Source organism: Acinetobacter bereziniae, from assembly GCF_016576965.1.
In the GTDB taxonomy this organism is placed as follows: Bacteria; Pseudomonadota; Gammaproteobacteria; order Pseudomonadales; family Moraxellaceae; genus Acinetobacter; species Acinetobacter bereziniae.
The window spans coordinates 2,442,769-2,456,958 of record NZ_CP066119.1 but is presented as its reverse complement, the minus strand read 5'-3'; the positions used below and the strand labels follow the sequence as shown (position 1 = coordinate 2,456,958).

General features: G+C 36.7%; 14 protein-coding genes and 2 pseudogenes. 11 read left to right on the top strand and 5 right to left on the bottom strand.

Features of this window, described 5'->3' with window-relative positions; genetic code table 11:
• The first annotated feature begins 1 nt into the window (after nucleotide 1).
• Together I9192_RS11640 and I9192_RS11635 are read left to right on the top strand one after the other, a co-directional pair.
• Nucleotides 2-2,257, top strand: coding sequence for a TonB-dependent receptor (locus tag I9192_RS11640; RefSeq protein WP_005031730.1), 2,256 nt, complete (start codon nucleotides 2-4; stop codon nucleotides 2,255-2,257).
• 130 nt (nucleotides 2,258-2,387) lie between these two features.
• The gene (locus tag I9192_RS11635; protein ID WP_005031728.1) at nucleotides 2,388-3,638 is read left to right on the top strand and encodes an MFS transporter; all 1,251 of its coding nucleotides are present in this window, start codon (nucleotides 2,388-2,390) and stop codon (nucleotides 3,636-3,638) included.
• A 367-nt stretch (nucleotides 3,639-4,005) separates the two neighbouring features.
• Here I9192_RS11635 and I9192_RS22505 read toward each other — a convergent pair.
• Nucleotides 4,006-4,125 (bottom strand): annotated as a pseudogene (locus I9192_RS22505) (DNA adenine methylase); the annotation flags it as partial.
• Between the two features lie 192 nt (nucleotides 4,126-4,317).
• Here I9192_RS22505 and I9192_RS11625 point away from each other — a divergent pair.
• From I9192_RS11625 to I9192_RS11615, 3 genes are all read left to right on the top strand, one after another.
• Entirely contained in the window at nucleotides 4,318-5,043 is a 726-nt protein-coding gene (locus I9192_RS11625) for a DUF4145 domain-containing protein (RefSeq protein WP_005031724.1), read from the top strand.
• Nucleotides 5,044-5,244: 201 nt separating this feature from the next.
• Entirely contained in the window at nucleotides 5,245-6,039 is a 795-nt protein-coding gene (locus tag I9192_RS11620; protein WP_005031721.1) for a hypothetical protein, read from the top strand.
• Between the two features lie 38 nt (nucleotides 6,040-6,077).
• On the top strand, nucleotides 6,078-6,305 hold the full coding sequence (locus I9192_RS11615) for a hypothetical protein (protein WP_005031718.1): 228 nt from the start codon (nucleotides 6,078-6,080) through the stop codon (nucleotides 6,303-6,305).
• Nucleotides 6,306-6,358: 53 nt separating this feature from the next.
• On the opposite strand, the pseudogene I9192_RS11610 reads toward I9192_RS11615, so the two are convergent.
• A pseudogene (locus tag I9192_RS11610) lies at nucleotides 6,359-6,767 on the bottom strand (hypothetical protein); the annotation flags it as partial.
• Between the two features lie 161 nt (nucleotides 6,768-6,928).
• On the opposite strand from I9192_RS11610, the gene I9192_RS11605 reads away from it, so the two are divergent.
• The 6 genes from I9192_RS11605 to I9192_RS11580 all read left to right on the top strand — a co-directional run bounded on the left by I9192_RS11605 (nucleotide 6,929) and on the right by I9192_RS11580 (nucleotide 11,379).
• Nucleotides 6,929-7,603 carry an HAD family hydrolase gene (locus I9192_RS11605; RefSeq protein ID WP_046760683.1) on the top strand — a complete coding sequence of 225 codons (675 nt, stop codon included), beginning with the start codon at nucleotides 6,929-6,931 and terminating at the stop codon, nucleotides 7,601-7,603.
• A 101-nt stretch (nucleotides 7,604-7,704) separates the two neighbouring features.
• Entirely contained in the window at nucleotides 7,705-8,373 is a 669-nt protein-coding gene (locus tag I9192_RS11600; protein ID WP_005031709.1) for a 2'-5' RNA ligase family protein, read from the top strand.
• Nucleotides 8,361-8,882 carry a bifunctional adenosylcobinamide kinase/adenosylcobinamide-phosphate guanylyltransferase gene (cobU, locus tag I9192_RS11595; protein WP_005031707.1) on the top strand — a complete coding sequence of 174 codons (522 nt, stop codon included), beginning with the start codon at nucleotides 8,361-8,363 and terminating at the stop codon, nucleotides 8,880-8,882. Before I9192_RS11600 ends, cobU begins: the two co-directional genes overlap by 13 nt.
• A gap of 71 nt (nucleotides 8,883-8,953) precedes the next feature.
• A complete protein-coding gene (gene cobT, locus I9192_RS11590; RefSeq protein WP_005031705.1) occupies nucleotides 8,954-10,006 on the top strand; it encodes a nicotinate-nucleotide--dimethylbenzimidazole phosphoribosyltransferase in 1,053 nt (350 codons plus the stop codon).
• A gap of 24 nt (nucleotides 10,007-10,030) precedes the next feature.
• Entirely contained in the window at nucleotides 10,031-10,642 is a 612-nt protein-coding gene (locus I9192_RS11585; protein WP_005031703.1) for a histidine phosphatase family protein, read from the top strand.
• Nucleotides 10,639-11,379, top strand: a complete 741-nt coding sequence (locus I9192_RS11580; protein ID WP_005031701.1) for an adenosylcobinamide-GDP ribazoletransferase — start codon at nucleotides 10,639-10,641, stop codon at nucleotides 11,377-11,379. Before I9192_RS11585 ends, I9192_RS11580 begins: the two co-directional genes overlap by 4 nt.
• Before the next feature lie 263 nt (nucleotides 11,380-11,642).
• On the opposite strand, the gene I9192_RS11575 is transcribed toward I9192_RS11580, so the two are convergent.
• From I9192_RS11575 to sstT, 3 genes are read right to left on the bottom strand one after another with little or no spacing between them, the layout of a single operon-like run.
• Nucleotides 11,643-12,176: a DUF2058 domain-containing protein gene (locus I9192_RS11575; RefSeq protein WP_004830633.1), complete on the bottom strand. Its 534-nt coding sequence runs from the start codon at nucleotides 12,174-12,176 to the stop codon at nucleotides 11,643-11,645.
• A 15-nt stretch (nucleotides 12,177-12,191) separates the two neighbouring features.
• Entirely contained in the window at nucleotides 12,192-12,866 is a 675-nt protein-coding gene (locus I9192_RS11570) for a YoaK family protein (RefSeq protein WP_005031699.1), read from the bottom strand.
• Between the two features lie 31 nt (nucleotides 12,867-12,897).
• Nucleotides 12,898-14,094 carry a serine/threonine transporter SstT gene (sstT, locus tag I9192_RS11565; RefSeq protein ID WP_005031697.1) on the bottom strand — a complete coding sequence of 399 codons (1,197 nt, stop codon included), beginning with the start codon at nucleotides 14,092-14,094 and terminating at the stop codon, nucleotides 12,898-12,900.
• Between the last annotated feature and the right edge of the window lie 96 nt (nucleotides 14,095-14,190).

Below are 14,190 nucleotides of genomic sequence, written 5' to 3'. Positions count from 1 at the left end.
CATGAGAAAAAAATCAATACATATACAACTGACCTGTTTAAGTTTAGCTGTATGTACTCAACTTTATGCGCAAGAGCCTGCGAATAATAATGATAATACCGTATCAGAAGTGAAAAGCTTGGCACCCATCGTTGTAACCGCCACGCGCTCTGCAAAAAGTATTTCCGAAATCGCTGGAACAGTGTATAGCATTGATCATGCTGAAATCGAAAAGCAAGCCAATGCAGGTAAAAGCACCGCAGATATTTTAGGCTTGTTGGTACCGTCTTTAACGCCGAATACGGGTACAACATCAAACTATGGTATGACGATGCGTGGGCGTGTGGTCCAATACATGATTGATGGTGTACCTCAAACAGGTTATCGCGATGGTTCACGACAACTCAATAGCATTAGCCCATCTATGATTGAGCGAATTGAGGTGGTTTCTGGCGCAAGTAGTATTTATGGCTCTGGCGCAACAGGTGGAATCATCAATATCATCACAAAAAATGGTGGCGAAGAACCTTTAAGTTTTGAAACTAAAGTCGGTGTCACGTCTGGCAACAACTTTAAAAGTGATGCAATGGCTTATGAAGCATCACAAAGCATTTCATTCAATCAAGACGCTCTAAAAGGAACACTCGGTATTGGCTATGCTAAACGTGGTGAAATCCAAGACAGTCATGGCGATCGAGTCGGACCTGAAGTTGCGCAGACGGATCGTCAAGATACTGAAACCATCGATGTGAATGGACGTTTGACTTGGAAAATTGCCGATGGTCAAAGTCTCAGTTTTGGTGGTCAATATTATAACGATGAACAAGACAGTGATTATGGTCCAGACTATGGTCCAGGACTTGCGGTCTTATTTGGCGCACAACCGAGCCAAAAAGCCGTTAAAGGATTACAGCTCGATGATCAGCCAAGAACCAAACGCTATAGTTTTAATACCCAATACCAAAATGATGACTTCTTTACGCAGATTTTAAATGCTGAAGCCTATTATCGTAATGAGCAAGCTCGTTGGTATCCAGCAGTGAATCCAATTGCTCATACTGCATTACCAACGCCAGGTAGCACTTATTTAGTCTATCAATCTGATACAGATATTGATGTTTGGGGCGCTCGACTTGCTTTACAAAAAGATTTTAATTTACAAGGTCGTAAGTTAGGTCTGACCTATGGGGTAGATTATGAAAATGAGCAAGACCGTCAGGATATGCAACGTTATGATTTAGCCACATTTATGGGAAGTAATGGTTTAGCCTTTAAACCGCTTAAGCGCTATCAATTCGGTCCAGATGTAGAAACCAGTAAGCTGGGTTTTTTTGCGCAAAGCCAATTGGATATTACCGACCGTATTGATTTACAAGCAGGCATAAGATATGAGCGCGTTGAAAGTGATGTTGATTCGTCAACACCTTACACAGAAGCAGTCGTTGCTGATATAGTGCCAACTTATCAAGCAAAAACCTTAAATGGTGGAACGGTTAAACATGATGCAACTTTGTTTAATATTGGGGCTGTCTATCATTTGACCGATGCACAACAAGTTTTTGCCAATTTCTCACAAGGTTCAAATTTACCAGACATACAACGTATGCTGCGTGATGTACCTGCAAACTTTGTAGTAAGTAGTCAGACGATTGATCCAATTAAAGTTAATAACTATGAATTGGGTTGGAGAATTCAAGGTGCCAAAGGTTTAAATGCAGGTATTACTGCGTTTTATAATGATTCAGACAAGAGTCTGAAATTTGGACCACCGAATTATGCTATAGAGGTTATTGACACGGATGAACGTGTGTATGGTGCAGAAGCGAATCTCTCTTATCCAATTTCATCGAATTGGACTGTCGGTGGAACAGCAGCATATACCACTGGGCAATATAAGAATACTCAAGGTAAATGGCAAGAATTGGATGCAATCCGAATCGCACCATTAAAAGGAACGGTTTATTCAGATTGGCAGTTTGATGATGGCATTGGTGTGCGAGTACAAGCCTTAGCCATAGGTGGGACAGACAAAGCGCGTCAAGATGCGATCGACAGTGGCTCAACTCGTCCACCCGCTGAGATTAAAGGATTTACAACGATGGATGTGATTACTAATGCCAAAGTTGGACCTGGGACACTTGGATTTGGTGTGTATAATGTCTGGAATACAGATTATAAATCAGTATATAGCCAAGCTGTTTCAACTGTTTATGGTGCAATCTCAAGCTTACCTGCACAAGGTCGTACCTATGGTCTAAGCTATAGCGTTAAATATTAATTAAACCTTTAGCCTCTTTTGCCAATCAATCACGTAAAAGGGGCTTTTTAATTTGATCAATATGGAAATGCGTCTCAATTGCATAATGTATTTGATTATCTGCTCACTCTGATATTTCAATAAGGTCTAAATGAATAAAAACAATACGATTTTATTAGCTGCAAGTCTAGCAAATGGAATGAGTTTTTCCATGATTTTGCCTTTGCTTGCTCCCTTGATTCGGCAGCTTAAAATGTCAGAACTTCAAGCAGGCTTATTGGTTTCTGCAAGTGCTTTGTTGATGAGTTTAACAGCAATGTGGATCTCAAAAAAAACTAAATTACAAAATCAATATTATTTACTCAGTTTAGGTTTTATTGGTATGACCATCACATGGGGACTGTTCTCAGGTGTACTCAGTTATGGATTGCATTATAGTGTACCAGCAGGACTGTTATTTGCTTTACTGTTATTAAGTCGCAGCAGTACAGGTATTTTTATGGCAATGCCGCAGATTGCTTTACAAAGTTATGTGATGACACGCTATGAAGAAGAAAAACAACGTAGCCAAATGATGGCAAAGTTTGGTGCATTCAACAGTTTAGGATTAATTTTAGGACCATTTCTAACGACATTATTGATCGTTTATGGGATCTTAATTCCCATGTGGTTGGCTGTGGTGATTCTCGCAACCTTGAGTATATTGATCGTAAGCTTTTACCAAAAAAATAATCAAAATTCGGTCGAATTTCCAGAAAATTTGCATCAAAACCCTACAGATTTAGCCAATCAACCACTGGATATTGGTGAGCAGTATCAAGCACAAAATCAAAATAAACATACGTTAAACAAAGCTTTTATCTGGCTAATCTTAGGATTCAGTTTATACGTCGCCATTGTTACCCTGAATTTAACGGCTGGCTTTTATATCCAAGATAAATTTAAGTTCAGTATTGAACAAAGTGCATTGTATTTTTCGCAATGTTCATTAATTGTTGGTATTGCATTGGTTGTTATGCAAGTAGCAATTTCAAAATGGTTAAAATGGTCATTGCAAACCTTATTGGTGGCTGGATTATCGGCAATGTTGATAGGGTTGTTGATGTCGACATATACCCAAGAGATCATCATCTTTCAGCTCGCTTATATTTTTTATGGGATCGCCGTGGCGTGTTTGATGCCTGCATTTACCACAGGTGCATCACAGTCGGTCTCAATCCATGATCAAACGAAAATAGCAGCCTTATGTACAATGGTGCAAGCGCTCAGCTTAGTGTTTGCCCCTTTGTTGAGTACAGCACTGTATCAATTCAACATAATTTTTCCATATTATTTATTGATTGGTATTTTTGCCGTATTTTATGTTTATTTCATTGTTTTTAAATGGAATAGAGAAAAATAATATCGATAAAGTCATATCAGTGTCATATTATTTGACTAGTTTCTTCGGCATTGTGATGCGCGACGAGATAATTTAAGAAATTTTTGATACAAATAAGGAAATATACTGTTTCATCTCTTGCAAAGGTTTTACATAACTTTAAAAGTTTGCCTACGCACTGTGTTGTATGAGCTAAGAATTCTCTTATCCCAATATTTCTATCTATTTTTGCAAATTCTAGTTTTGCGGGTTTATCACGAATCGTTCCGTGACTAAAGGCGTAACCAAATCTACCTATTGTCTGAGCATCAATCCATTCAACTTTTGAACCATTATTAATTTGAGCTTGTAATTTTCCATGCATCTGACCAAGTGTATCAGTCGCCACTAATGCTGCACCTCTAGCAAACAATTCTACATAAGATTGGTTTTTAGGCATATTTGCCATCAATTGCGACACCAGACGACGTTTTCCACCCATCCACGGCACGATTGGCTTGGTTTTCATTATTTCACCTACTGCAAAAGTATTTCATTTTCTGATAGCCTCTATTTATCCTGTACAGGGTAACGAGGCTTTGCCTGCGGTAGTGCATTTATCAAAGGGGAGAATCTTGCACCAACAATATTCGTCACCTCGATTTATTATTAATTTTTATAACTTCTAATAAGACGGAAATGGTTCCAGTGAGAATTGTGAATGAGTACATTTGTTTTTGATTGCCCAAACTGTAATGCTAAAAAAAGCACATTTGATGTAAAAGGACATACACTGAGAATTTCACTTTATGAGTTTAGAGAATGGTATCTTTTTTCGACATGTAGAGCATGTTATGCAACTTTTACGATTAATGCTGTAATTAAATTAGAAAGAGCCATCAGTTTAAAACGTAACACTCACAATAATTTTCAAACTATTATGACTGAGATTAAGAATTATCTAGATTCTCATGTAGATATTTTTATATGGTTTGAAAATTTTAATTACTCTCCAATTTTACCTAATGCTGAGTTACCGCCAGAGTATATTCCTTCAGATATTGAAAAAATTTTTAATGAAGCTGCTAAATGTTTTGCTATAGGTTGTTTCAATGCTTCAGGAGCTATGTTTAGACTTTGTCTAGATATAACAACAAAACATATTCTTTTTCAAAATCAAAATTTAAGTCCATCAGCTAATGATAATAAATCTATCCATAGTCGGTTGAATTGGATATTTACTAAAAATATTTTACCTAGAGATTTAGAAGACTTATCTCGAGGTATAAAAGATGACGGCAATGATGCAGCACACGATGGCACACTAACTAAGGATGATGCTGCGGATCTCCTAGACTTCACTTATATTTTACTTGAGAGAGTCTATACTGAACCTGCTCGTGTTCAAAATGCACAACAACGAAGAATGGCTCGAAGACAAAATTAATATATTGAGTTGAGCTTGATTATCTTACCTACTGCAAAATCTTCTCATTTTCTGATAGCCTCTTTTTATCCTGTACAGGATAACGAGGCTTTGCCTGCGGTAGTGAATTTACCAAAGGGACGAATCTTGCTCCAACAAGGTTTGTCGCTTCGTTTTATTATTTTATTTTTATAACTTTCTAATAAGACGGAAAAAGATTCTATGTCAGGGCCTAATAAAGATTCAATTGTAGAAACTAATATTGAAAATGTAAGTCCAACTTTTTATAAAGAATGGTCATTCTGGTTTGTAGTAATCTACTTATTATTTATAGTCATTTACACAGCTCTTTTTATTCGTAGTGATGGCAAAAATTTTATGCTATCATCTAATGAACTAGGTGATTTTTTAGCAGGGTCATTTGCACCACTCGCTTTTTTATTTTTATACCTAGGTTATAAACAACAAGGTATTGAGCTAAAACAGAATACTAAAGCATTAATAATGCAAGCAGAAGAGTTGAAGATTTCAAATGCTACACTTAAGCAACAGGTTTATGAAATGCAGAAATCTGTCGAAGCTCAGCAAAATATGTTTTTACTTGCTGAGAAACAGTTTGAAAGTGTACTTCAAGAAAAAGAATATCAATCTTTGCCTCGACTCAGCTTAAGTGGCACTAACCTCATAAAAAATATTGAATATTCAAACATTAAGAATTCTTTTTATTTAGTTTTTATAAATTTAAATATTCCAATAAAATTCATTAAAATAACATCACAGGTGTGGAGTATGACAATAAATTCAACCTTAGAAGTTCGCCAAATATTAAATATAGATGAGATGAAGCCCACTGATGTTACTAAAATAAAATTTTATACTTTATCATATCAAAAAAATCCCATATTTAAAGATGAGGTTATTAAAGTTGAATTTAGTGATTTAGAGAATAATACATATTGCTACTCTTATACTTTAGAAGAAAACGAAAAATTTGTTTATTTCAATAAAATTGAATAACATCTTTTCATACCTTCAAATGTTTGTGAGCAATATATATGCAGTCTATCGAGAAAAAAGCTTTACTAGCCGAAATTAATTTTGAGATAAGTAAACTAAAAGATTACGACCCAACAATTCAGATTATTGATGTATCTGTTAATGCCAATGGACTTATTGATTATTTCCTATCCAATCAATATGAAAGTCCAAAGTTGTTTCTAGCATTAGAATATATGGAACAAATTGATCATATCTTTCAAGGTAAGTACAACAGAATTTATTAAAAATACCTGACATCACTAACCCTATCAAAATCATTAGGGTTCATTTCAATCTGCTAATGACTTGGAAGTGTAATAAATTCAATTAGGGCAGATGGATTCTTACTCGCATAATCAGCCAATAAATGTGCAATACCACTATCCCCTGACGAACTTTATCATTGCTGTTTGATCCAGTTGAGGGGATACGTGCCACACCTTTGATCATAATAAAAGCTTGATGGTCTTCTACGATGTCCTGATCCGTTGGCATATTCACAATATCGCCATCTTCTAGTGCAGCTTTAAAATGTGGTGTGTTCTCGGTACCATGAGTCTGTCAGTATGATTGCTTTTACGATCACCGAATTTGACTTGCATGGCTTCCTCAGCTAAGAAATCACCGTTACCACCAGCATCATGTGCACCTTTACTAAAGTTGGGTAATATAGTAACAATCAATTTTAAAAATCTTTCTTGTTGCTTTTAGGGAGTTTTAAACAAGAATGTGATTATGCGCGTTATAAAACCAAGAGTTATTATTATGATTATTTAAAGCTTAAGCAATGCTATAATATTCAATAGTTTGCTATTTTAATGTGTGGGAGATATACGTCTCCCTTTTATTTATTTTCTATAGGTCAAGTGTGAAGTTTCATCAACATATTATTCAAGCTGCGATCTTTGACATGGATGGCACTTTACTGGATACAGAACGGCTTAGATTTAAAGCTTTACAACAATCCTCTTTAGACATTATGCAGCTTGAATTCTCACTGGATTATTTAATGCAATGCTTAGGGCTTAATGAGTCAAGCTCTGAACTTTTAGCACAGCAATTTTATGGCGCAAATATTCCTTATCAGCAGATTCGTAAACGTGCAGCTCAAATTGAATTGGCAATGATTGAGTCAAATGGCGTGCCATTAAAAGAGGGTGTACTCGAAACATTGAAGTATTTGTATTCACGTCAGATTCCCATGGCAGTCGCTACATCAAGTGCGCGGGAGATTGCGGAGAAATACCTTCAAATCGCCAATATTGAGCATTATTTTAAATTTTTAGTGTGTGGTGATGAGGTATTACAAGGAAAACCTCATCCAGAAATTTTTAAAACTGCGTGTGAAAAATTCAATTTAGCACCAAAAAACTGCTTTATGATTGAAGATTCAGAAAATGGGCTTCGTTCAGCACACGATGCAAGTGGTGTAGCTATTTTGATTCGAGATATTAAAGCGCCAAATCAGCGCATGTTGGACATGGCAGATGATTATTTTGAGTCAATGAAAGATTTTAAAAGTAAGCTTGAACAATTAAATTGAATAAAATTCTCTTTTGATTGAACAACACTCATGCAATTTAGTAATTAAATCAGTGGATTCCATGCTTTAATAGAGTCATTCAAACGAATGTGAATTTTAACATGTTCTTACATTCCCAAAGTACCACTGTAGTAACACAAGCATATGATTATCCTGAGTGGCACAAAGGGAGGGAAAACTACGCTTTATGGTACATTGAAATTAAGCATCCAGCCTTAGTTGATTATCTAAATCAATTGAGACAAAAGTTTTCAAATTTTTTATTTCATCCCAACACACGACAATTTCATATCACGATATATATTTGTGGGTTTTTAACAGATTTATCTCCACAATTCGATGATGATTTCCAATTCAAACAATTACAACAGCATCTGCAAGATTTAAAGAAAAGTAATCTTCAACCTTTTAAACTCAAGACGGGTAAGATAAATAGTTTTAGCAGTGCACTTTTTGTTGATATTCATGATGATCAAAATAGCCTAAGCAATATTAAAAAAATTTTATCATATTCAACCCAAGAAATAGCACCTACACAATATTGTCCACATATTACTCTAGGACTTTATAAGGCAGAGTTTCCATCACAACAAATTTTAGAAGAAATTGAAATGACACAGCAACAACAGTTTGAAATCACGATAGATCAACTGCATTTTGGTTTTTATAAAGCAAACGATCTACAAGGCAAATTATTTGATTTAGAATACTATTCACTCAACTCAAATACTAAAAAAGTATCTTTGGAGCAGAATCCATGCTGCAACTAATTTTGGGGGGCGCACGTTCTGGAAAAAGTAAACTTGCAGAACAGATTGCAAAAGATTCAGATTTAAAAGTGATCTATATTGCGACTGCCCAAGCTTGGGATCAGGAAATGCAAGTACGCATAGCTCACCATCAGTCGCAACGCCCAAGTGAATGGGAATTGATTGAAGAAACACATTATCTTGCGGATATATTGGAAAAAAATGATCAAAAAGGGCATTTGATTCTAGTCGATTGTTTAACTTTGTGGATGAGTAATTTGTTAATACATGATGATCAAAATCTACAGATTCAGGAATGTCAAAAACTACTGCAAATCCTGCCTAAATTAGAGTCTCAAGTGATCTTGGTGAGTAATGAAACTGGACTTGGTGTTGTTCCTATGGGAGAAATCACCCGTAAATTCGTTGATGAGTCTGGGCGCTTGCATCAGCAGTTGGGGCAAATTGCTGATAAAGTTTTATTTTGTGTTGCTGGTTTTCCAATGGTTTTAAAAAACGAAGCTCTATGATTTCTAGTGGTCGAAATCATAGATCGAATTGATATTTATATGTTTAAAAATGATTGATATGGAGAAAAACAATGAGTTGGTGGTTAGAAGCATGCAAAGTTCCAAGTGCAGAGATGAAACAACAGGCTGAACAACGTCAATCGCAATTGACCAAGCCGACGGGTTCACTTGCTGCTCTAGAAAATGTCGCTGTGCAATTGGCAAGTCTACAAAATAATCCTAAACCACAGCTTGAACATCCTTGGATTACAATATTTGCAGGTGATCATGGGGTAATGGCAGAAAATGTGTCAGCCTATCCGCAAGCGGTAACACGACAAATGCTGCAAAATTTTGCAACTGGCGGCGCATGTATCAGTGTGATTGCCAAAGAATATGCAGCGACATTGCAAGTGATTGATTGTGGTACGGTCGGAGACGCTTACGAATATCAAGGTGTTGAACGTCACTGTATTGCACCAGGAACAGCAAACTTTGCAAAACAAGTGGCGATGACTGAAGAACAATGTGCTAAAGCTATGGATTTAGGACGTAAAAGTGTTGAAAAAGCCTTTGCCAATCATGCTTCGATTTATATTGCTGGAGAAATGGGAATAGGAAATACCTGTGCTGCTTCAGCCGTTGCAAGCTTTTTATTAAATGAACCAGCAGAGCAATTAACAGGTGTAGGTACAGGGATTCGAGAAGAGCAATTGATACATAAGAAAAATATAATTAAAAATGCTGTTGAAATGCATAAAAATTATGTTAAAAGTGATGTATTTAAGGCGCTTTGTGCAGTCGGTGGCTTAGAAATTGCAGCAATGACGGGTGCATATATTCGTTGTGCTCAGGTCGGTTTAGCTGTGATTGTGGATGGATTTATCAGTTCTGTTGCAGCTTTGGTAGCAGTTCAGTTGAATCCTGCAGTTCGTCAGTGGATGTTGTTTGGGCACCAATCTGCTGAATATGGTCACTTGCGTATATTACAAGAACTCAATGCTGATCCATTATTAAAATTGAATTTGCGTTTGGGGGAAGGAAGTGGAGCAGGAGCCTCACTAGGGGTCATTAAACTCGCATGTAGCTTACATAACAATATGGCAACATTTGCTGAAGCTGCTGTGATTGGTGAAAAAGTTTAAAATATTCAAAACAAGAGCAGATAAATGAAACTGAGGGTTGATCTATTACGTCACGGCGAAACCACGCTAAGTCATACTTTGCGCGGCTCGACTGATGACGATTTAACAGAATTGGGCTGGCAGCAAATGCACCAGAGCATATTCTTAGATCAAAACTCAGTTCAAACACAGTGGGATTATGTGTTCAGCTCTCCTTTAAAACGCTGTGCACAATTTGCTCAGTCTTTTTCACAACAAGTCAGGATTCCGTTGATGCAGGATCAACGGCTTCAAGAAATACATTTTGGGGACTGGGAGGGTATTTCTGTTCAACAGATTTATACAGATTCTCCTGAACTTTTGGCAAATTTTTGGCAGTACCCAACTCGTTTTACCCCACCCAATGCTGAAAAATATTTAGATTTTCAATCTCGAATCAATCAGGCATTGTATTCGATTCAACAACATATGCTGGCATCAAACAGTCAAACTGCTTTAGTGGTCACACATGGCGGTGTGATTAAGTTATTAAAATGTATGGCACTGCAACAATCTTTAGATGATATTTTAAAAATGACTGCTGATTTAGGGCAATTAAATCGCTTTATTTTAGACAGTGAAACCATGCAACTGGAACTTTTGGAGGATGGTAAATGACTCCATTTTTTATTGCATTGCAGTTTCTAACGATTGTTCCTGTTCATTTAAGAAAAATGCCTTCACCGCAGCAGAATGGCTGTTCATTATTATTCTATCCAGTGGTTGGTTTATTAATTGGCTTAGTGCTTTATGCAGTAGCCAGCCTATTGCATATTTTACCTGTTGTTTTATTAAGCACTTTTATTCTGGTGATCTGGATTTGGTTAACAGGTGGACTTCATCTGGATGGTTTGGCCGATACTGCCGATGCATGGGTAGGTGGTTTTGGCGATAAAGAAAATACCCTTAGAATAATGAAAGACCCTGCCTGTGGACCAATCGGCGTATTAAGTCTGATCATTGTTTGTATCATTAAATGGTCTGCATTGTATGTTTTACTTCAAGAACAACTCTACACTGCTTTGGTGTTATTTCCAGTTTTTGGACGTTTAACGCCACTTTTTTTATTTCTGACCACAGAATATGTTCGTGAAAGAGGTTTAGGTTCTACCATTGCACAATACATCCCTAAAACATGGTCGATCATCATTTTTAGTATCAGTCTATTGGCTGTCGGATACTTTGTTTGGGTTGGATTAGCGACAGCAATCATTTTTATTTTAACGCTCATTTATCTCCGACATAAATTTATTCAAAGAATTGATGGCATTACAGGGGATACGATTGGTGCGAGTATAGAGATTGCAGAAACTGTTTGTTTGCTTAGTTTTGTGATTTTGGGTTTTTATCTTTAATTATTCTTGATCGTTCTTAGTGTGGGAATATTAATCAAGACTTTTTTTGATTAAGTGATTTCAAAGTCACAGCTATATTTGATATCTATTGATACCAATGCATTGATTGCGTGACAAAAATACATATGGTTAGTGCCAGAATGCTTATTTCAAGATCGTTCATTGCGCTGTTTAAGCTGGATTGTGTCGATGATTCTTTTCGATTCACCTGAGCACACAATCCATTTTTTACATAATTAAATACGTTTTAATCTGACCCAAAATTACCACATTAAATCATCTGGAATGACGTAAGCTGCATACGGATCTTCTTCATCTGTGACCTGTTCATTCTTTTCAGAATTATTGACAATAATAAAGCCAGTCATTTTCTCATTGATACGATCTGCTAAAGCTTTAGGTAATATGGCATAAGCATCATGATCATGTGCAATCACTAAGCTACCTGCAACCAGAGCATTGTAGACTTGTTGATTAAGATAAATTTTCTTAATTGAACCATCAATAAACTGATAGGTAACATCACCATCTGTATCTTTGATTTTATGTTGCTTGATCATTTGGATGATTGATGCTTTCAATGCTTTTTCATCTAAAATTCTTTGTTTTTCTTGATTCAGTGCCTGGTCTTTAGAGACTTTTTCTTGTTTGTCTTGCTCAATTTTTGCTTTGAGTTCAGCCTCATTACTTTGACCAGTACGCTGTTCATGTTGTGCTTGCTTAGAAAGCTTCTTTGCTTTTTTATTATCAACTAAGCCAGCTTTGAGTAATTGCGCTTGTAATGCGTTTTTAACCATAATAATAACCAACGATTAACTGTGTTTCGAGCCATGCCGAAAATAAATAAACCAATACACTAAGCTTAATACTAAACTTAATCCAGCAGGGATAAGGAATGCATTCAATTGTAAATAAGGATGGACAATACTGGCAATGATTCCACCCAGAATAAATCCAAAAAGAATCAGTAAATGCAAAGTTATGCGGCGTTTTTCAACCACAAGCCCTCTGAAAAAATAGCCTAATGCTAATCCTAAATCTGTTAATACACCTGAAAGATGCGTGGTACGAATAATTGTACCTTTGTAATGGCTCACCATGGCATTTTGTATACCCATGGCGGCACTTGCCCAAAGTAAGGCGTATTGCGGATGATAGGGAATAAATACCCAACACAAAAAAATAAAAATACTGACTAGACTCAGCGGTATGCCGTATCTACGACCAAGTTGAAAATGACTATTACCTAAAATATAGCCACTATAGCTTGAACCCAGCACATAACTGATGATAATCAGCAGCAGATATACAACATGACTATATTGTTGATGTACCAGTGCTTGAGCAAACAAACTGGCATTACCCGTCATATGAGAGATCGATTGGTGTAGAACCGTGATTAAGCCCAATACATTAATTATGCCTGCATTGACTGCAAGCATAAAAGCACCAAGCTGAATCCAGGCTGGTAAATATTGAAGAGGCATAATTCCTTCTTTTCTTCATACCTTCGGCAAATTACCTTTTTGAGAGGTCAATTGCTGCTGTAAATATAACGTCAGTAGATGAATTTAATGCAGTTTCTGTTGAATCTTGCAATACACTGATGACCATCCCAATCGCCACCACTTGCATCGCGATTTCTGAAGGAATCCCAAACAAACCACATGCAATTGGAATCAGTAGCAAAGAACCACTGGCAACACCTGAAGCACCACATGCAGATAAAACAGATACAATACATAAGATAACCATGGTGACAATATCAACATGAATATTAAGGGTATGTACTGCTGCTAGAGAGAGTACCGTAATCGTTACTGCTGCGCCAGCCATGTTGATTGTCGCACCTAAAGGAATCGCGACGTTGGCAGTGGTATCATTTACACCCAAACGCTTCGCCAAATCAAGATTGACTGGAATATTGGCCGCAGAACTACGCGTAAAGAATGCAGTAATTCCACTTTCTCTTAAGCATTTGAGTACCAAAGGGTATGGGTTTTTACGCATCACAATACCCACGATCAATGGATTGATCACCAACGCAACAAACAACATTGTTCCCACAAGGACTGCAATCAAATGTGCATAGTTTTTTAGCGTTTCCAAACCAGCTTGTGCAAAAGTAGCGACCACTAAACCAAAAATACCGACTGGCGCAAATGAAATCACAATACGAATAATACTGTTAACTGCATCTGCTACATCTGTAATCACTTGTTTTGTGGTTTCCGAACCATGACGAAGTGCAGCACCTAGACCAACAGCCCAAGCCAGAATACCAATAAAATTGGCTTCATGTAGTGCTGTGATTGGGTTGGTAATAAAACTCAGCAGTAAATTTTTTAATACTTCAGCCACACTTCCTGGTGGTTGTAAAGCTGCTTCACTGGCATGCGTGAAAATGAGTGTACTTGGGAATAATGTACTAATTATTATTGCGCTGATCGCAGCCAATAACATTCCGATGGCATATAAAATCAGAATAGGTCTTAAATTGCTTGCACCGCCACCCACTTTAAAATTAGCAATTGAAGCGAGAACCAATACAAATACCAGAATCGGTGCAATAGATTTTAATGCTTTAATAAAAAGCTCGCCTAAAATATTGAAATATCCGGCTGAATTTGGAAATAAATACGCAACTAAAAAACCAAGAATGATGGCAATAAGAATACGTGTAACTAAACTTAAACGTGCTAGGGCAGCAAACATATTGAACCTTTTTGCCTAAACTGGTCTAAAATCAATGAACAAGCCGGCTATTCTATACCTAAACGCGAAAACTTAAATACCACATTTTCACCATAA